14 protein-coding genes are annotated in these 19061 nt (G+C 32.0%); 10 read left to right on the top strand and 4 right to left on the bottom strand.

The window, feature by feature from the left end; all coding sequences use genetic code 11:
* Positions 1 to 74: 74 nt before the first annotated feature.
* The 3 genes from KM029_RS03000 (at position 75) to KM029_RS02990 (ending at position 2544) form a co-directional block, all read left to right on the top strand.
* Entirely contained in the window at positions 75 to 911 is an 837-nt protein-coding gene (locus KM029_RS03000; RefSeq protein ID WP_144075300.1) for an XRE family transcriptional regulator, read from the top strand.
* A gap of 109 nt (positions 912 to 1020) precedes the next feature.
* Positions 1021 to 1533 carry a DUF4924 family protein gene (locus KM029_RS02995; RefSeq protein WP_144075299.1) on the top strand — a complete coding sequence of 171 codons (513 nt, stop codon included), beginning with the start codon at positions 1021 to 1023 and terminating at the stop codon, positions 1531 to 1533.
* Positions 1534 to 1635: 102 nt separating this feature from the next.
* A complete protein-coding gene (locus KM029_RS02990; protein WP_144075298.1) occupies positions 1636 to 2544 on the top strand; it encodes an NUMOD4 motif-containing HNH endonuclease in 909 nt (302 codons plus the stop codon).
* 45 nt (positions 2545 to 2589) lie between these two features.
* Here KM029_RS02990 and KM029_RS02985 read toward each other — a convergent pair whose 3' ends face one another.
* A complete protein-coding gene (locus KM029_RS02985) occupies positions 2590 to 3753 on the bottom strand; it encodes a homogentisate 1,2-dioxygenase (RefSeq protein WP_144075297.1) in 1164 nt (387 codons plus the stop codon).
* A 79-nt stretch (positions 3754 to 3832) separates the two neighbouring features.
* Complete coding sequence (locus KM029_RS02980) at positions 3833 to 6067, bottom strand: APC family permease (protein ID WP_144075296.1); 2235 nt, start codon at positions 6065 to 6067, stop codon at positions 3833 to 3835.
* Positions 6068 to 6333: 266 nt separating this feature from the next.
* Between KM029_RS02980 and KM029_RS02975 the strand changes: the two genes are divergently transcribed.
* The 7 genes from KM029_RS02975 to KM029_RS02950 all read left to right on the top strand — a co-directional run bounded on the left by KM029_RS02975 (position 6334) and on the right by KM029_RS02950 (position 16571).
* Positions 6334 to 7875, top strand: a complete 1542-nt coding sequence (locus KM029_RS02975; RefSeq protein WP_144075295.1) for an AbgT family transporter — start codon at positions 6334 to 6336, stop codon at positions 7873 to 7875.
* A gap of 264 nt (positions 7876 to 8139) precedes the next feature.
* Complete coding sequence (locus KM029_RS02970; protein ID WP_144075294.1) at positions 8140 to 9054, top strand: DUF2911 domain-containing protein; 915 nt, start codon at positions 8140 to 8142, stop codon at positions 9052 to 9054.
* An 82-nt stretch (positions 9055 to 9136) separates the two neighbouring features.
* On the top strand, positions 9137 to 11647 hold the full coding sequence (locus KM029_RS02965; protein ID WP_144075293.1) for a PIG-L family deacetylase: 2511 nt from the start codon (positions 9137 to 9139) through the stop codon (positions 11645 to 11647).
* A gap of 1 nt (position 11648) precedes the next feature.
* Entirely contained in the window at positions 11649 to 11771 is a 123-nt protein-coding gene (locus KM029_RS27005; protein ID WP_260412348.1) for a hypothetical protein, read from the top strand.
* Between the two features lie 5 nt (positions 11772 to 11776).
* The gene (locus KM029_RS02960; protein WP_144075292.1) at positions 11777 to 13465 is read left to right on the top strand and encodes a sodium:solute symporter; all 1689 of its coding nucleotides are present in this window, start codon (positions 11777 to 11779) and stop codon (positions 13463 to 13465) included.
* A gap of 138 nt (positions 13466 to 13603) precedes the next feature.
* Complete coding sequence (ribH, locus tag KM029_RS02955; RefSeq protein ID WP_144075291.1) at positions 13604 to 14086, top strand: 6,7-dimethyl-8-ribityllumazine synthase; 483 nt, start codon at positions 13604 to 13606, stop codon at positions 14084 to 14086.
* Positions 14087 to 14171: 85 nt separating this feature from the next.
* Positions 14172 to 16571 (top strand): efflux RND transporter permease subunit, encoded by a 2400-nt coding sequence (locus tag KM029_RS02950; protein WP_144075290.1) that lies wholly within the window; start codon positions 14172 to 14174, stop codon positions 16569 to 16571.
* Between the two features lie 95 nt (positions 16572 to 16666).
* Here KM029_RS02950 and thiL read toward each other — a convergent pair whose 3' ends face one another.
* Together thiL and mgtE are read right to left on the bottom strand one after the other, a co-directional pair.
* Positions 16667 to 17704, bottom strand: coding sequence for a thiamine-phosphate kinase (gene thiL / locus KM029_RS02945; protein WP_144075289.1), 1038 nt, complete (start codon positions 17702 to 17704; stop codon positions 16667 to 16669).
* Between the two features lie 13 nt (positions 17705 to 17717).
* Positions 17718 to 19061 (bottom strand): magnesium transporter, encoded by a 1344-nt coding sequence (gene mgtE / locus KM029_RS02940; protein WP_144075288.1) that lies wholly within the window; start codon positions 19059 to 19061, stop codon positions 17718 to 17720.

Genomic DNA, 19061 nt, shown 5'->3' with positions numbered 1-19061 from the left:
AATATTTGACATTTAATGTTTAATATCATAATTTGTCAAAATAATTAGTATTCCCTCGTATAAAAAATTATCATATGTCGAAAGAAATCACAAAATTTGGCCAAAACCTAAGGTTTTTAAGACTACAACATAAACCCAAGTTAAGCCAGACTGACTTAGGAACTGCTCTAAGCACAGCTGACGACAACGTATCTAGAAGTGCTATATCGTCTTATGAAGATGGACGAGCTGAACCTAATTATAAAAGGTTAGAGAAAATATCGAACTTTTTTGATATTCCAATTGATCAAATACTAACTCAAGAGTTAGATAAATTAGATAAATTAAACATTCTTAAAAAAGAGAATGTGAGTGACCATACATCTGGTAAAGATTTAAGGATACTTGCCATTCCAATGGATAAGGATAAAGATGAAGAAAATATCGTTTTTATTCCTGAAAAAGCAAGAGCTGGATATGCATCTGGATATTCTGATATTGGTTTCTTTAAAAACCTACCTAAATACACTCTACCTTTCCTTCCTAAGGGTAAAACCTATAGAGCTTTTGAAATAAGTGGAGATTCTATGCCGCCATTAAATGAAGGCACTATTATTATTGGCGAATATATTGATGATTGGAATGATATTAAAGAAGGAACTGTCTGTATTGTAACTACAAGAAACGATGGTTTTGTTCTCAAAAAAGTTTACAATAATATTACAAATAATAATAGCTTTATTCTGAAGTCTACTAACTTACGTTACTCTCCTTACGAAGTCGATGTACATGATGTTAGAGAAGTTTGGCGTTTGGTAGCTCATATATCTAAAGAATTTCCTGATAATGAAGAAGCCAATTCTCTTACAGAAATGCAAGAAGCAATTTGGAGGCTAGACCAAGAAGTGTTAAATATGAAAAGAAAAAATTAAAGAAATACATAAATATTTAAAGGGAAATACTTGTTTTATCAGGTGTTTCCCTTTTACATTTGCTGCATATAACGAAATATCACGTTATGCTAAAGATTTAATAAAGGACATGGTAATTGCTGATCAAAAGAAAGAGCAAAATATTTGTGAGTATATTATTTATATTTACCAATCTGAAGAGTTATTACGAGCATTTGATTTCAATTTTAAGGATATTGAAGAATACGTAATAAATCATATTTCAAAACTTTCTAAACAAGAAAAACAAGATGTTCTTCAATGGCATAAAGATCTACACACTTTAATGCAAGAAGAAGAAGTAACTAAAGAAGGACATTGCTCTCTTGCTCAAAATGAAGTTGATAAAATCACTAAGCTTCATAATGATCTAATAGTTAATGACAAGGAGTATCAATCAAGATACGCAGTAGCTGAACCTCATATAAATAATAATCTAAAAATAGCAGATGGATTAATTACTAATCCAATCCAAATTTGCATAAATGGGATTTTTGGTTTATTATTACTCAGAACAAGAGGAAAAAAGATAGACGAGCCAACACAAAAGATTCTTAACTCATTTGGTGACGTTTTATCTTACTTAGCTTTCAAAGCAAAATAATATTATCATTTTTATTTGATAATTATTTATTAATAGTACCATCCTATTGGTAATCTAAAAAAATACTACGGTTTTCAAACTATCTAAAATAGACAAAACAAAATGGAAATTACTTCACCCGAAACCAAAACTTCAGAAATTTGGGCAGAACTGCCTTTTACTGACAAGAAATACGAAATAAGCAATCAAGGAAGAGTTAAATCTTACGCACGCTCTCAAAAAGGAGAATTAATTAAAGGAAGAGACATAGGAGGTGGTTATTTATCTATTGACTGTAAAGTCGAAGGAAAGAAGAAATCTTTTTATGTTCACAGACTTGTTGCAGAGTTATTTCTTGATAAACCAACTGAAGAAGGGCAAATTGTAATCCATAAAGATGGTAATAAATCAAATAATGAATTTACTAATCTTGAATGGTGTACTTTAAAAACTCGATTTGCTACTAAAAGAAAATACATCCCTGATTATTCTGAAAAGTTTGTGAAAAGCTGTAAGGCTTCTAAAAAAACTACAGAAAAACCTATGGATGGACATGAGTATTACAAATATAAAAACAAGTACCATAGAATTTCAGATAATGGTTCTTGCTTATTTATAAGAGTAAATGAAGATGGTAAATGGAAATCATTGGCTATTGCAGAAGTGATTTTAAGAGACCTTTCTAAATTAAAACCATCTAAGGCTCATAAATTAGCATATAGAGACTGGGATTATAAAAATCTTAATCCTGTCAACTTATTCTGGGAAACTCAAGCGGATAAATCTACACGCTTACTTGAACAAAGACCATTACAATTAGATCGTATTCGTAAAATGGGCCAATCTCATAGAAAAGAGATTGCTCAAAGAAAGAAAGATCTAATCAAAAAATATTTAGATGAAGGTAAAAGTATTGCAAAAATCAGTAGACTTTTAAATATTGGCTATACTCGTTTATATAATTATATAAATGAAAATGATTTATCTGCAATCACTCAATATTCCAAAAAAGAAGAGTCAATAATTGACTAATCAGAATAAAAAAATGGCTAACAACTCACGTTGTTAGCCATTTTTTTATTCATCATTCCAACTATATGGATACTCCTTATCAAGATACTCTTTTGCTTTTTCAGTTATATATAGAGAAGAAAAAGTATCTATCATCACTGCATATTCCTCGGTCCCTTTCTTACCGATACTTTTTTCTACAGTACCAGGATGTGGACCATGTGGAATTCCTCCTGGATGTAATGTGAATGCTCCTTGTTTAATTCCTTTCCTACTCATAAATTCTCCTTCAGTATAAAATAAAACTTCATCAGAATCTATATTTGAATGATTATATGGTGCTGGAATACTCTTAGGGTGATAATCAAATAACCTCGGTACAAAAGAACAAACAACAAACGCACCTCTTGCCTGAAATGTTTGATGCACTGGAGGTGGTTGATGTATTCGTCCTGTTATTGGTTCAAAATCATATATTGAAAATGTATATGGATATAAGAAACCATCCCACCCTATAACATCGAGTGGATCATGTTCATATACATAGGTATTAAGATAATCATCTTTCTTAATAAAGATTTTGTACTCCTCATGCTTATTGGACTTTGGTAAATGTGTAGGTGGATGTAAGTCTCTTTCACAATACGGAGAATGTTCTAATAATTGACCTAGCTCATTTCTATATCTTCCTACTGTCTCTATTGGTGCTTTTGATTCAACAATTAGAAATTTACATTTCTCTAAGCTCTTTAACTTATAAATTGTAGTTCTTGGAATAACAATGTAATCCCCTTTCTTAAACGGTAATAGACCAAATTGAGATAACATCTCTCCCATACCTTCATAACAATAGATTAATTCATCACCATCTGCATTCTTAAAATATGAATCTGATTGAAGATTTTCTGGATAACAAATTGAAATTATTGTCTGATTATTTGCCATCAAAGGTACTCTAGCATCCATAAAAGATTGACCAGTAACATAGACTTCTGATGTTTTTAAGTGAGCCATCTTTAAGCCATGTTCCTTATCTAAAGTATACCCATAAGGGATACGCTCTCCTATTGCTTTTACTTTAGTTGGCGGTATTTTGTGATATATATTTGAATAGATACCAGAAAAACCTAAAGAACTGACTAATTCTTCATGATACAAAGAACCGTCTTCCTTTCTAAACTGAGTATGTCGTTTAGGCGGAATTTTCCCTAGTCGATAATAGTAAGTCATGGTTGGTGGTGTTTATATAGTGTTTATGGTATTATGTTAGAGTGATTAGTAAAATAACCAATCACTCTATTCAATAAATTTACGAAATATCTTTTCTTTTTGCAGTATGTATAAATAATACATCTCCAATATCATCATATCCGTAAAATACTTGTTCGTTTATTTTCTTAGCAGCTTCCAATCTTAAACCGATAATAGTCAAATCAGCATCTTGTGATGTACTATTAATCACAGTTTTCATATCCACATTATCTGCTCTAGAAATTAACCTTACGTTATTTTTAGAAATTGGTAATCGCCCTGTTTTAATCAAGTTCAAAATTTGTTCTCTTCTACTTTCTAATTCAGCATCTGGAAAACAAGCTAACAATGTAATTTTAGCCTTGTTCCATTCAGGATGGCCAATAATAATAAAAGCTAGAAGAATCATTAAATTGGCATTTTCTAAATCTTTTGGTGTTAACCATATATGAATTTCAGTTTTATAGCCAAAATTTCTTTCATCGGAGCCTAGTACACAGATATCATTACCTGTTACAGACATCAATTTAAAATTATCAATTAGTTGTTTCAAGCCATCGTCTGAATTGTTTTTTGAGAACTCAAACATTAGCATATTATTTTCTTTACCAGCAACACTTGGTAACTGAATTACTTGTGCAATTACAGATGTCATTGAAGGACTAATCATTGTGTCCAAATATACTTTTGAATCACTTGCTTCAGAAATCTTAATTAATCGTTCTAAATCTTTTTGAGCATTTTTGTTTGTTTCTTTTGATAAGTAACCATCAATTAAATGAATATACGTTGCGAAGCCATATTTATGAGCAATCCATTTAACTAAATTAAATGCAGAGAAACGTTTAAAAGTATTTCTACTCACACAAACCACTGCAGGTCTCCAATGATCTTCGACATCATCTTTTTCTGTTTTTTGCAAGAAAATTTGGAACTGTCTACTTAATTGAAATATTACACCTTGAAAAATTGCTTTTAACCCCTCTTTGTTTGGTGTAAAATGCCTCACCATTTGGTAAAGAAGTGCCATAAATACCAAGGCTATAAAAGTATATGTAACTGATATTTTAAACATCAAATACAAACACATTAATGCTCCTACTAAAGAGATGATTGGTTTTGACTTGAATACTGGTCTATATGCAGGGTCTGAAGCAAAATGCTCTAAAAATGATATCAAACAAATTGCACCATAAGTTACCATAAAGAACATTGTTATAATTTGTGCCACAATATCAATATCACCAATAAGTACAAAAATTATTGTAACTACAGATGTAATTAATGATGCGTGTAAAGGCTCTCCTGAATCTTTCTTTACAAAACCAAGCCATTGATTTAATGACGAATTAGGAAGCACTTCATCCTCTGCTATTGCTTGTAATGTTCTTGGTGCAACTAATATTGACCCAATAGCTGATGATAATGCTGCAGCGGCTAAACCAATAGGAATCATTGGACCCCACACAGATATGTCAGTCATTATTAAAGGGTCACTTGCAAGATCTTCTAACGATGCTGAGATAGATAATTTATAAGCAACAAGCATATATACTACCATTCCAAAAATCCCTGCTAACATGGTACCTATTGGAATTGATCGTTCTGGAGATTTTAAATCACCTGACAAGCCTACGCCAGCTGCAATACCTGTAAAGGCAGGGAAACAAATTGCTAATACTTTAAAAAAGTTATCTCCCCCTTCTATATGACCACTCCAATCAATTTTAACTAAATTTTCTGAAAATTCTGTTGTGCCAACAAAAAAGGAAATCAAAGATAAAAACAGTATACCAACAACAATGTATAATGTTCTGATACCTAAATCGGCCCCTTTATAAATTACCAATGCTATAAGACCTATTGTACAAGGAATTGTTATAAATCTTAGATTAATATCGTGTAACCCATACGGCTCTAACAATGGGAATAAAGGTCTAAATGCTTCTGCAAATGCTATAATATAAAATGCTGTACTAATAGCTTGAGATAAGTATAATGAAATACCAATTGAACCTCCTATCGTTATACCGAAAGAACGAGAAATAATATAATAAACACCTCCACCTTGAACTTTTTGGTTTGTTGCAATTTCAGAAATTGCCATTGCTGTAGGTATTGTTACCAAATGCCCAACTAAAACCATAGAGAAGGCTGATAACAAACCGAGATTAGATACCGCATAGCCAAATCTTAAAAATAAGATTGCACCAAGAATAGTACTAATTGATGTAAAAAAAACGGGAGCAGTTCCAAATCCTTTTTGATTTGACTTATCTAAAGAAGACGCCATATACTAATTTTAGTACCTAAATATTAGAAATATAAAAAAGTAAACTTGTTATTATCAACGTACTACTACATTAATTTAATCAAGTTTTATCCTATAGTTAAAAAAAACATTAATAGCGTAAGTGTAATTTTTTTGCTATTAACCACCAAATTAACAAACGATATTGAAAGAACAAGTATGAAATTAAAATCTCTATCTTATTTTTGGGGCTGATAAAATCATACTATACTAGATAAACACATTTATTCTAACCATTTTAATTTACAATGAATAGCTCAAGTAGCCAACAAAAAAAAAGCATGATAGATCGTTTTCTCGGATTTGTTGAGAAAATTGGTAATGCACTTCCTCACCCTGCCACTTTATTTGCAGGTTTTGCCTTTGGAGTTGTAATTCTATCATGGGTATTCTCTCAGACAGGCTTATCAGTTCAGCACCCTGGTACTGGAGAAATGATTACTGTTGTTAATTTAATTTCTCAAGATGGTATTTATTTAATGCTAACTAAGCTTGTGAAAAACTTTACAAATTTTGCTCCTCTTGGCGTTGTTTTAGTGGCAATGCTTGGTATTGGGATTGCAGAAGGAAGTGGACTAATAGGAACATTAATTAGAATACTTGTATTAAAATCACCTAAATCAATAATTACTTTTGTTGTAGTATTTGCTGGCGTATTATCAAATACGGCAAGTGAAGTTGGTTATGTGCTTTTAGTACCTTTATCAGCAATAATATTTTTAGCATTTGGCAAACACCCCCTAGCAGGTTTAGCTGCTGCTTTTGCTGGAGTTTCTGGTGGTTATTCTGCCAATTTACTTCTAGGTACTATTGATCCTTTATTACAAGGAATTTCACAAGAAGCAGCTCAAATTATAGATCCATCGTATTCAATAAATGCAGCATGTAATTATTATTTCATGTTTGTTTCTACATTTTTTATTGGAATAGCAGGTACAATTGTTACCGAAAAAATTGTAATTCCAAGACTAGGTGAATATAAAGGTGATGAAGTTGCTGAAGATATTCATCCACTTACTAAAGATGAAAAAAGAGGTTTATTATATGCAGGGATTGCAGCACTTATTTTAACTACTTTTATTCTTGTTGGTATTATTCCAGAAAATGGCTTTTTGAGATATAGTGAAGACCCTTCAAATATTTTCAAATCTGCTTTAATGAAAGGAATAGTTTCTTGGATATTTATAATTGCAGCAGTTTGTGGTATTGCCTATGGAAAAGGATCAGGAACATTCAAAAACGATGCTGATATAATGAAAGGCATGGGTAAATCTATGGAAACAATGAGTAGTTACATAGTTCTTGTCTTTTTTGCTGCTCAATTTGTGGCATATTTCAAATGGACAAACCTAGGTTTAATTTGTGCTGTAAAAGGTGCTCAGTTTTTAGAAACTATAGGTCTTGATAAAATGCCATTATTAATTTGTTTTATTTTCTTAGCGGCATTAATCAATCTTGTAATGGGTAGTGCATCTGCAAAATGGACTTTAATGGCTCCTGTTTTTATTCCAATGTTTATGCTAGTTGGAATTTCTCCTGAATTAACACAGGTTGCATATCGTATTGGAGATAGTGTAACAAATATCATCTCTCCTATGATGTCTTATTTTGCATTAATCGTAGCCTTTATACAGAGATATGATAAAAATGCTGGTATCGGGACAGTGATTGCGACAATGCTTCCATATTCTATAGCATTCTTAATTGTTTGGGTAGTATTAATGGCTATTTGGTTAATGTTAGGGCTACCTATTGGACCTAATTCTCCATTACATTATATCCCAAATTAAATATATTGTTAATAATGATTAACAGACTATTTATAATGTGAATGAATAGTTATGTTTGCAAAGCAATCGAAAAGATTGCAATGAGAAATAGTTAGTTTTTGGGTTAGCAAAAAGGTCTTGTTTTACGGGACCTTTTTGTATTTCTACCCTTTTTTTGTTTTTAAGAATTATTCAACTATTTATTTGAATAATTAAATACATTTCACTTTCTTTCAGCACTTTTTAAATTGAATCTGAATTTTTAATCACATAATACATCTAAACATGTTCAAAAAATCTATACTAACAATCCTTTCAGTAGCTTTTATTGCACTTCAGGCAATTCAAGCACAAGAACTTCCAGCGCCGAGTCCGGCTGCAAGTGTTTCACAAAAAGTAGGTGTAACTAAAGTTTCTATCGATTATTCTTCTCCTGCCGTAAAAGGACGTAAAGTTTTTGGTGAGCTAGAAAAATATGGTACTGCATGGAGAGCTGGTGCAAACGGTCCTACAGCAATCACATTTAGTTCTAATGTAACTATTGGTGGTACTGAACTTGAAAAAGGTACTTATAACATTTTTGTTACTCCTCAAGAAAAAGGCGATTGGACTTTCCATTTTAACGGTAAAGGAAAAAGTATCTTTGCTTATAACAAAGATGGTAAACAAGATATGGATGCAATTAAAGCTGATGATGCGGCATCTGTTAACGTAAAAAGAGAAGAAGCTCCAAAAAGAGAACGTCTTACTTATTTAATCGAAAGCATTTCGGATGAAGAAGGTAAAGTTTCTTTATGGTGGGACAACACTTTAGTTTCTTTCACTTTTACTGCTCCTACTGCTTCTTTATCAGAAGCTAATATTAATGCAGCAATCAAAAAAGCTGAAGGTGCATGGAGAACATATCAAAATGCAGCTAATTTTTATGCTGCAACTGATGCTGACAAAGCTCTAAGTTTAATTGACCAATCTATTGCTGCCCGTCCTGATTACTTCTGGAACCAATGGACTAAAGCTAAAATTTTAGCAGGTCAAGAAAAATATGATGAAGCTTTAACTGCTGCAGTTGCTGCTAAGAAATCTGGAGATACTAACCCTGACGGTACGTACAACTACTTTAAAAGTAGAGTTCAGGCTGACATCGAAGCATGGTTACCTAATGCTTCTAAAAAATGGAAGAAAGCAAATAAAAGTATCTAAACTTTAATTTTTTAAAGTTTAAGGCGTCCATCGTAAATGGACGCCTTTTTATCTATTAAACCTTTTTGTATTAAACGATCTTATGAAATTTCTTAGATTAGCACCCCTATTTATATTCATTACATCCATTCTTAGTTTTGGGCAAACTCCTAAAAATGGGCCTTCAGATGTAGCTCAAATTATTCAAGATATAAATCACCTTAATACACTTGGAAGTGTGATGTATTTTGCCGCTCATCCTGATGATGAAAACCAAAGAGTGATAGGTTATTTTGCAAGATATAAAGGATATGAAACTGCTTATACTGCCTTAACTCGTGGTGATGGTGGGCAAAATTTAATCGGTAAAGAAATTAGAGAAGGTTTAGGCATTTTAAGGTCTCAAGAACTTATTGAAGCAAGAAAAGTTGATGGTGGTAATCAGTTTTTTAGCAGAGCTAATGATTTTGGATATTCTAAAAATCCAGAAGAAACATTATCTGTATGGAATAAAGACCAAGTATTAGCTGACGCTGTTTGGAATATCAGAAAGTTTAGACCTGATATTATTATTACTCGTTTTTCTCCTGACCGGGGTGGAAGAACACATGGACATCATACTACTTCTGCTATAATTGCTGTTGAAGCTTTTAAAGCTGCAGCCGACCCAAAGATGTTTCCTGAACAATTAGACTATGTATCTCTCTGGCAACCAAAAAGAGTAATGTGGAATACAAACACATGGTTCTTTAGAGGTAAAGGAGAATCTTTTGATCCTACAAAATATGTTAGCGTTGAATGTGGAGAATTTATTCCTGTTTTAGGAAAATCTGTAGGAGAAATAGCCATGGCTGCTAGATCTAAGCATAAATGCCAAGGGTTTGGAGCTGAATTACAAAGAGGTTCAAATTCTGAATACTTTAAATTACTCGATGGTGATGCAATGAGTGACTCACCAATGGAAGGTGTAGATACATCATGGAAAAGAGTAGAAAACGCAGAAAAAGTTGCGGAATTAATCAAGAAATTACAAAAAGAATTTAACCCTACTCAACCAAGTCTAAGTATCAATGCATTAATTGATATTAAAAAAGAACTTTCAACACTAAATCAAAAAGATTACTGGGTTATCAAGAAGTCCAAAACTGTTGATAACTTAATTATACTTTGTTCTGGTATGTGGATTGAAGCTTTATCTCCTACTGAGACTATTGCAGTTGGAGACTCATTAAAAGTAGAAGTATCGTCTATTAATAGAACAAAAACGAATATAGTTTTAAAGGAAATTAAATTTGGTCAATTATCAGTATTGAAAGTTGATACTGCACTTTCTTATAACAGAGCTCTAAAAATTTCATCAACATTAAATATTCCTACTGATTATAATATATCTCAACCATATTGGTTAGTAGAAAAACCAACTAAAGGAATGTATGTTGTAAACAACCAACAGTTGATTGGAAAACCTGAAAATGACTTTCCTATTCCTGTAACAATAGAGTATACAATTAACAATACTCCTATTTCAATTACTACTAATATATGGCATAAAAAAATTAATCCTGCTAAAGGTGAAAGGTATATCCCTCTTGCAATCACACCTCCTGTGACGATTTTGCTGGATCAATCAGTTTGGATTTTTGGTGACAACAAACCTAAAACAGTTAATGTAGACGTTCTAGCACATACAAATAATTTTGAAGGTGATATTGAAGTTTGCATTCCTAAAGGTTGGAAAATTGAACCTTCCAACAAAAAAGTAACTTTAAAAAATGTTGGAGACAAAACACAACTAAAATTCACTTTATACCCTTCTAAGAAAGATTCTGAAGGCCTAATCACTGCAATGATTAAGTCAAACACTGGCACAACATATATGGATGGATTAATTGAAATAGATTACGATCATATCTACAAACAACGCTATTTTAAAGAAGCTACATCAAAAGTGATAAAACTAAAGATGGAAAAAGGCTTAGTAAAGAATATCGGTTATATAATGGGTGCAGGAGATGCAATTCCTGAATCATTAGAAGCTGCTGGTTACAATGTTGAAATTCTTGATCAAGAAAACATTAAGCTTGATAACATTGAAAAATATGATGCTATTATTGTAGGTATTAGAGCTTATAATGTGCTTGAAAAAATGAGATACATACAACCAATACTTTTAGAATACACTTATAATGGCGGTACTGTTATAGTTCAATACAACACTTCTTTTAGAGTTAAAGTTGAACAGATTGGACCATATCCATTAAAGTTATCAAGAGATAGAATTACGGTTGAAGAAAGTCCTGTTGAAATACTTGCTAAAAACCACAAATTAGTTACTTTTCCAAACAAGATTACATCAGATGATTTTGATGGCTGGGTACAGGAAAGAGGTTTATATTACCCTAATGAATGGAGTGAAGATTACACACCAATTCTAAGAATGCAAGATCCTAATGAAAATCCAGTAGACGGTGCACTTATTGTTGCCGATTATGGTAAAGGTGCTTTTATTTATTCAGGAATTTCTTGGTTTAGAGAGTTGCCATATGGAGTTTCTGGAGCATATAGACTTTTTGCTAACTTATTAGATTACAAACCTTCTACTAATAACAACTAATATGAAAAATGAAAACGAAAAGCCACCTGTAGGTAAATCTTGGAAACAACTTTACTACATCGTTATTGGCGAATTAATTTTATTAATTGGTTTATTTTCTTGGTTTTCTAACGCTTTCAATTAACAGATATGAGTATTCTCGACTGGATAGTTTTATCAAGTACTTTAGCATTTATTGTTATCTATGGTATTTGGAAAACACGTCAACAACAAGATATTAAAAGCTATTTATTAGGTAACAGAGAAGCTAAATGGTTTACAGTTGCTTTGTCAATAATGGCTACACAAGCAAGTGCTATTACATTCCTTTCTGCACCAGGACAGGCTTTTGTAGATGGGATGAGGTTTGTTCAATTTTACTTTGGACTTCCATTAGCAATGGTAGTTCTATCAATAACTGTTGTTCCTATATATCATAAGATGAATGTTTTTACAGCTTATGAATATTTAGAAAAGAGATTTGATTTACCAACAAGAACTTTTACTGCAATACTTTTTTTAACTCAAAGAGGGCTTGCAGCAGGTTTTACAATATTTGCTCCTTCACTTATCTTATCTTCTTTATTAGGATGGGATATTAACCTTACAAATATTGGAATTGGAGTAATTGTTACTGCTTATACTGTAATTGGAGGTACAAAAGCTGTAAATCAGACCCAAAAATTACAGATGGCTGTTATTTTTATTGGGATGTTATTGGCGGGTATTCTAGTAGTTCAAATGATGCCTAATGAGATATCATTTAACAATGCATTACATATTGCAGGTGCTTCTGGTAAACTAAATGCTATTGATTTTAAATTTGACCCAACAAGTAAATACAATGTTTGGTCAGGATTAATTGGAGGATTTTTTCTTGCTATGTCTTATTTCGGTACAGACCAATCTCAAGTTCAAAGGTATCTATCGGGTAGTTCTGTTGCTCAAAGTAGATTAGCACTTTTATTTAATGGGATGATAAAAATACCGATGCAATTCCTGATACTGTTTATTGGTGCAATGGTATATGTTTTCTACTTTTTCAACCCCGCTCCTGTTTTATTCAATACAGTTGCTCTAGATCAAGTAAAAAATAAAGTTGAAAATTATTCTTCGCTTGAAGCGAATTATCAAGATAAATTAAAAGAACGATCAACGATTGCATTTGAATATGCAACTGCCTTAGATGGTAATAATGAAGAGCAAATTGCAACTACAAAATCATCTTTAATTAATGCAACAACAGAAGTTGAAAAGGCAAAAGAGATTATTATTGATCAAGTAAATTTAAAAGCACCTGAAATTGATACTAATGACACCAATTATATCTTTCTAGGGTTTGTAATCAATTACTTACCACAAGGATTGATTGGCCTTTTAATAGCAGTTATTCTTTCTGCAAGTATGTCTTCCACATCTTCAGAAATAAATGCCCTCGCTTCTACTAGTATTGTTGATATTTACAAAAGAATTATTAAAAAAGACGGTTCTGATAAACATTATTTATATGCTTCTAAATTAGTAAGTATTGGCTGGGGACTTTATGCAATTCTTTTTGCATCCTTTGCAAATAAGTTGGGGTCTTTAATTGAAGCAGTTAATATTTTAGGTTCTCTAGTTTATGGAGTAATTCTAGGAATATTTATGATTGCATTTTATTTAAAAAGTATAAATGCAAGACCAACATTCTATGCAGCAATAATTTCTGAAGGAATTATTATTTATCTTTTTTCATTTACAGAAGTCCCATTTTTATGGTATAATGTAATTGGTTGTTTATCAGTAATTTTATTTGGCTTATTATTCTCTAAAATACTTCCAAAACAAACAGAAGTATAAACAGATTGTAATAGATTAAATTAATAGAATATTCTATTTAAAAATATTGTAGGTAGAAAACAATACACTACATTATTAGAAGATATAAAAATTGATAACTTTGTAGGCAAAATATTATAATTATAACATTAGTAAAAAATGGCATCAGCATTAAAGAGTCTTAGTGAATACACAAAGAAAAAAAATATTGATATTTCAGAAAAAAAATTCGCAGTTGTAATATCTGAATACAATCCAAAAATAACTGAATCATTATACGGAGCAGTTATAGAGACTTTACTTAAAGAAGGTGCTAAAGAAGCAAATATTTATAGAGAAGATGTTCCTGGTGCATTTGAGTTAACATTTGGTGCTCAACTAATGGCAGAAGAGGAAGAAATTGACGCTGTAATCTGTTTAGGTTGTGTAATTCAAGGTGAAACAAAGCATTTTGATTTTATCTGTGATGCAGTAGCACATGGTGTAACAAACGTTTCTTTAAAGTATAACAAGCCTGTAATATTTGGTCTATTAACACCAAATACTGAGCAACAAGCATATGACCGTGCTGGTGGTAAACATGGCAATAAAGGTGTTGAAGCTGCTGTTGCTGCAATTAAGATGCTTGGCATGAAGAAATAATGAGAAGGTGTACTTAAGCAATTAAGTATACCTTTTTATATATAAAATAAGTAAGACGAAATCGTCAATCTTTATTTAATCACATATGTGGAAAAAAATATCTGAGTTTATTCTAGGTAATAGAATAGCAATTCTTGTTTTTATTGGTATCTCTACTGTTTTTATGGGATATCAAGCCAAAGACGTAAAATGGTCATATCAATACATCAGAATTATACCCGATGATGATCCTGATATGGTCAACTTTAATAGATTCCAAGAACTGTTTGGTGAGGATGCCTCTAATTTCGTATTAGGAATTAAAGATGACAAGTTGTTTCAACTAGAGAACTTCAAAAAGTTTATGGAACTTGGTAATGAGATAAAACATTTAGATGGTATAACATCTGTTTTATCTTTGGCTAATGCTCCAAATGTTGTAGCAAACAGAAAGGAACAAAAATTTGATATAGAACAGTTTTTCAAGAACCCTCCTAATACACAAGCTGAATTAGATAGTATTCTTGATAAAGTTGAAACTATAAAAGCTTATAAAAATAGGCTTATTAGTGAAAACAAAGCCACTGCCATGGTTATTAGTATGGATCCAGTAATTCTGAATTCTAAGGACCGTACTAAAGTTATGAAACGACTTGAAGCAAAAGCTGTAGACTTTGAAAAAGAAACAGGAATCCATCTGTATTATGCAGGCATGCCTTATGTTCGTTCAATTATGGCGGATAAAGTCAAAGCTGAAACAATAAAATTCTTAGCAATTTCTATTGGAGTTGTTGCTTTGGTATTATTCTTATTCTTCCGTTCATTCTCCCCTGTATTTTTCCCTTTAATGGTAATATGCATTGTGATTGTTTGGATTATGGGTACCCTGGCTTTATTAAATTATCAAATTACAATCTTAACTGGGTTACTACCTCCAGTTTTGGTAGTTATTGGTATTCCAAACTGTATATACTTACTCAATAAGTATCATCAGGAATTTGCAACAGGAAAAAGTAAAGTTGACTCTTTAGCATATATCATCAAAAAAATTGGTGTTGTTACGCTTATAACAAACACTACAACGGCAATTGGCTTTATGGTATTAATTACTACTGGAATTAAAGCTATGCAAGAATTTGGTATTGTAGCAGGTATTAATATTGCCGTTACCTTCCTAATTAGTATTTCATTTATTCCAATTGTATTTTCTTATTTGCCTGCACCAGATGTTAAACATTTAAAACACCTTGACTTTAAACCTACTGCCTGGTTAATACATCAGTTAGAAATGCTTGTATTACATCACAGAGGTATTGTTTATGGATTTACAGCTTTAATGGTTATTGTATCTATCTATGGTAGTTACCAAGTAACAGCTGAAGCATATATGGTAGATGACTTACCTGAAGATTACCATGTTAAACAAGATTTAAGATTCTTTGAAAAAGAATTTAAAGGTGTTATGCCTCTTGAGATTGTGGTAAATACTCAACGTAAAAAAGGATACTTAAAGAAAGGTACACTTGGCAAAGTTGAACAAATTGAAAATTTCGTTTCTTCATTACCAGAAGTTTCACCGCCTATATCAATTAATACGTTTTTAAAAGCAGGTAATCAGGCATTTCATGGAGGAGACTCAACATACTTTAAACTTCCAAACAGAAGTGAGACCTCATACATCATGAAATATGCTAGAAATAGCACAGATGATAACGCTTCAGACTTGAGCAACTCAATGATTGACTCAACAGGTCAATATATAAGAGTTAGCATGAGTATGGCTGATATTGGCTCTATTAGAATGGAATACCTTGTAGATAGTGTAATCCGTCCTAAATTAGCTGAAATAGTTAAAGGCACAGATTTAGAACCAATGGTTACCGGGTCTACTCTAATTTTTATTAAGGGTAATGATTTCTTAATTAAAAATTTGAAACAAAGTATGCTCATTGCATTCTTTCTGATTGCTGTAATAATGGGTACCCTATTTGGTAATTTAAGAATTATCATAATTTCTTTAATACCGAATATTATTCCTCTATTATTTACACTTGGCTTAATGGGATTCTTAGGTATTCCTCTAAAACCTAGTACAGCAATTGTATTTAGTATCGCTTTCGGTATTTCAGTAGATGATTCTATTCACTTCCTTGCTAAGTACCGTCAAGAAATCGTTCTTCATAATTACAATATGAAGAAGGCTGTAATAATGGCACTCAGAGAAACAGGTTCTAGTATGTTATATACATCTATTGTTCTCTTCTGTGGTTTTGCTATTTTTATGGGATCTACTTTTGGAGCTACTCAAGCATTAGGGCTTTTAACATCTGTAACTTTGATTGTAGCAATGACTACAAACCTTACCTTGCTACCTTGTTTATTGTATACTTTTGATGCGAATAAACAAGATATGAATCCTATGATTGAAGGTATGGATCATTTCTATTTTGAAGATGAAGATGAAGAAATTGACTTAGGTAAAATTAATGTCAATGACGACGAATAAAGTCTATAAATCACAATAAAAAAGAGCTTGATAGTTTTAAAATACTATCAAGCTCTTTTTTTATAAATTAATTTAATACCTTTTACAATACTATATTAAAAGTGTTTCCAACCTTGTGCAGTTAAAGGTAAAGTTTGTTCACCTTCTGTAAATAACCTTGCACCGTTCTCTGCTTCATCAATATATCCAATGAAATAAACGTTGGCATTCTTTTCTAATTTAGGGAAATCTTCTTGTTTGATTGTAAATAAGAGTTCATAATCTTCTCCTCCATTTAACGCTGGCGTTTTAGAAGCGATTTTGAATTCATGTGCAACATCAAAGGTATCTTGATCTATCGGTAATTTATCTTCATATACTACAGCACCCACATTTGATGCTTTACAGATATGTAACACTTCTGAAGCTACACCATCAGATACATCGATCATTGATGTTGGTACAACTCCCAATTCATTTAATTCATGAATAACATCAGTTCGAGCTTCAGGACGTAATTGTCTTCCTGCAACATATTGGTAATTATCTAGATTAGGTTGCATTTTTGGATTAGCCTCAAAAACTGCTTTTTCACGTAGTAAAACCTGAAGTCCCATATAAGCACCTCCTAAATCACCTGTTACACAAAGAATATCACCTTTTTTGGCTCCACTTCTGTAGGCAATCTTATCTTTCTTAACTCTACCAACTGCTGTAACAGAAATACACAAACCTTGACGTGATGATGTTGTATCACCACCAACTAGGTCTACATTGTAATTTTCACAAGCAGCTTTAATGCCTTCATAAATCATTTCTATTGCCTCAACAGAGAAACGATTTGTTACTGCAATACTAACAGTTACTTGTTCTGGTATTGCATTCATTGCCGCAATATCAGACACATTAACTGCAATGGCTTTATACCCTAAGTGCTGTAAAGGCATAAAACTTAAATCAAAGTGAATACCTTCTAATAAGATATCTGTAGAAAGCACTGTATATTCATCTCCACCATAATCAAATACAGCAGCATCGTCACCAACACCTTTTGCTGTAGTCTTATGTTTGATTTTAAGATCTTTCGTTAATCTATCAATTAAGCCGAACTCTCCTAGGTCGCCTATTTCTGTTCTTTTATTATTTTCTGACATATCTACAAAGTTACTAATGTAATAACACTTTTGCTACTGAGAAATACACACCTAGCCCAATTAAATCATTACAAGTGGTAATAAAAGGCCCTGAGGCCAAAGCTGGGTTAATTCCTAATTTATCTAATATTATAGGTGTTATCGTTCCCATAAATGATGCAATCATGATGACACTAAATAGAGCTACTGATACTACTATTGCAAGGTTATGATCTGTAAAAAGTAAATTAAAACCATAAACTAAAAGTGCTAATGTAATACCATTTAACAGAGCTACCATTAATACTCTTAAATATCTATTGAACAATGACCCATGAAAACCACCACTGGCTAAACTCTGAACAACAATTGTGGATGATTGTATACCAACATTTCCTCCAGTTGCTGTTATTAAAGGTATAAAGAATGCCATTGCAGGTACTAACCTCAATTCTGCTTCGAAACCTCCCAAGAAATTCGCTCCTAAAAGTCCACCGGACATACCCACAATTAACCAAGGTAATCTTGCTCTTGCCATTGCCCAAAGACTGTCTGTTTCTTCTACATCTTCAGAAATACCTGACATGGCTTGCTGATCTTTTTCTGCTTGTTCAGTAATTACATCTACAACATCATCTATCGTAATCCTACCTAATAAACGACCTTGTACATTTACTACAGGGATTACTTCTAGATCATAATGCTGCATTAATTCAGCAACCTCTTCCTCATCTTGATATGAATGTACTTTCGCAATTTCTGGTTGGTAGAGATCTGAAACATTTACGTCTTCTGATGCTATTAATAGTTTCTTCATAGAAATCCTCCCTAAAAGGATATCATGGTCATCAACTACATAAACAGTATATACTTTATCTACTTCTTTTGCTTGCCTACGAACTTCATCTATACATTGACTTACATTCCAATTGATATTAGCTTTAACTAATTCTTTTGCCATAAGTCCACCTGCACAATCTTCTTCATAATGCAATAGATCTACAATATATAGTACCTTCTCTTGATTTGTCATATTTGCTATGACCTCTTCACGTACTTTTACTGGTAAATCGTTTAGAATATCTGCCGCATCATCAGAGTCAGTTTCATCCATATATTTGGATAGCTCTTCAGGAGAGAATAATGATAAGAAGTTATTTCTAGTATCATCTTCAATATCACTAATTACATCTGCCCCAACTTCTGGATCCAATAATTCTAAAATGTACTTACAATCTTCTGCATTTAATCCTTCCATTATCAAGGAAATATCTGCAGAGTGTACATTTTCAAATTCATTTTTTAAATATGCATCTTCTCTTTGCTCTACAGCTCTAGAGATTTGCTTCACATATTTTGCTGAATATTCGTATGACAT

Source organism: Flammeovirga kamogawensis, from assembly GCF_018736065.1.
Classification (GTDB): domain Bacteria; phylum Bacteroidota; class Bacteroidia; order Cytophagales; family Flammeovirgaceae; genus Flammeovirga; species Flammeovirga kamogawensis.
Note: the sequence above shows the minus strand (reverse complement) of the source record. Positions and strands in the feature narration are given on the sequence as shown.

Bases quoted from the DNA above. Each gene is read 5' to 3' on its own strand.
- KM029_RS03000 (WP_144075300.1), top strand. From the start codon at position 75: ATGTCGAAAGAAATCACAAAATTTGGCCAAAACCTAAGGTTTTTAAGA.
- KM029_RS02995 (WP_144075299.1), top strand. From the start codon at position 1,021: ATGGTAATTGCTGATCAAAAGAAAGAGCAAAATATTTGTGAGTATATT.
- KM029_RS02990 (WP_144075298.1), top strand. From the start codon at position 1,636: ATGGAAATTACTTCACCCGAAACCAAAACTTCAGAAATTTGGGCAGAA.
- KM029_RS02985 (WP_144075297.1), bottom strand. From the start codon at position 3,753: ATGACTTACTATTATCGACTAGGGAAAATTCCGCCTAAACGACATACT.
- KM029_RS02980 (WP_144075296.1), bottom strand. From the start codon at position 6,067: ATGGCGTCTTCTTTAGATAAGTCAAATCAAAAAGGATTTGGAACTGCT.
- KM029_RS02975 (WP_144075295.1), top strand. From the start codon at position 6,334: ATGAATAGCTCAAGTAGCCAACAAAAAAAAAGCATGATAGATCGTTTT.
- KM029_RS02970 (WP_144075294.1), top strand. From the start codon at position 8,140: ATGTTCAAAAAATCTATACTAACAATCCTTTCAGTAGCTTTTATTGCA.
- KM029_RS02965 (WP_144075293.1), top strand. From the start codon at position 9,137: ATGAAATTTCTTAGATTAGCACCCCTATTTATATTCATTACATCCATT.
- KM029_RS27005 (WP_260412348.1), top strand. From the start codon at position 11,649: ATGAAAAATGAAAACGAAAAGCCACCTGTAGGTAAATCTTGGAAACAA.
- KM029_RS02960 (WP_144075292.1), top strand. From the start codon at position 11,777: ATGAGTATTCTCGACTGGATAGTTTTATCAAGTACTTTAGCATTTATT.
- ribH (WP_144075291.1), top strand. From the start codon at position 13,604: ATGGCATCAGCATTAAAGAGTCTTAGTGAATACACAAAGAAAAAAAAT.
- KM029_RS02950 (WP_144075290.1), top strand. From the start codon at position 14,172: ATGTGGAAAAAAATATCTGAGTTTATTCTAGGTAATAGAATAGCAATT.
- thiL (WP_144075289.1), bottom strand. From the start codon at position 17,704: ATGTCAGAAAATAATAAAAGAACAGAAATAGGCGACCTAGGAGAGTTC.
- mgtE (WP_144075288.1), bottom strand. From the start codon at position 19,061: ATGTCATACGAATATTCAGCAAAATATGTGAAGCAAATCTCTAGAGCT.